Origin of the sequence: Guptibacillus algicola (assembly GCF_020171805.1) — a bacterium.
Taxonomy (GTDB): Bacteria; Bacillota; Bacilli; order Bacillales; family Guptibacillaceae; genus Guptibacillus; species Guptibacillus algicola.
On record NZ_JAIVAF010000017.1, the window covers coordinates 1 to 665 of the forward strand.

Genomic DNA, 665 nt, shown 5'->3' on the forward strand with positions numbered 1-665 from the left:
GAAGTCGTAACAAGGTAGCCGTATCGGAAGGTGCGGCTGGATCACCTCCTTTCTATGGAGAATTACGAGGCAACATTGGTTGCCAAACTTGCATGAGCGTTTCGTTTAGTTTTGAAAGAGCAATAGTTCTTTCTTGAAAAGGTTTGTTTTGATGAAGAGCAAGTCTCTTTTAAGAAACACCTCCGGCTAATGGCTATGTCGGAGTATTTACCTTTCTTTTGTGGGCCTGTAGCTCAGCTGGTTAGAGCGCACGCCTGATAAGCGTGAGGTCGGTGGTTCGAGTCCACTCAGGCCCACCATAAAAGAATTCCTGGGGCCTTAGCTCAGCTGGGAGAGCGCCTGCCTTGCACGCAGGAGGTCAGCGGTTCGATCCCGCTAGGCTCCACCAATTATTTCTTCTATATAATAGAAGAAAACAGTTCCTTGAAAACTAGATAGCACAAACAACGACATCCAATAAAGTATTATTTTTTGCGTTATTTCTTAGTTAGTCACATCTTACGATGTGCAATCGATGGAGTTAGAAACGTTGTTTCTAATGAAATCTAAGGTTAAGCTACTAAGGGCGCACGGTGGATGCCTTGGCACTAGAAGCTGATGAAGGACGGGACGAACACCGATATGCTTCGGGGAGCAGTAAGTACGCTTTGATCCGGAGATTTCCG

General features: G+C 45.9%; 2 tRNA genes and 2 rRNA genes. All 4 read left to right on the forward strand.

The window, feature by feature from the left end:
• Window positions 1-52 (forward strand): 16S ribosomal RNA (locus tag LCM09_RS20605); the annotation flags it as partial.
• Between the two features lie 170 nt (window positions 53-222).
• Window positions 223-299 (forward strand) — tRNA-Ile (locus tag LCM09_RS20610).
• A gap of 13 nt (window positions 300-312) precedes the next feature.
• Window positions 313-388: transfer RNA gene (locus LCM09_RS20615), tRNA-Ala, on the forward strand.
• Window positions 389-549: 161 nt separating this feature from the next.
• Window positions 550-665: ribosomal RNA gene (locus tag LCM09_RS20620) — 23S ribosomal RNA — on the forward strand; the annotation flags it as partial.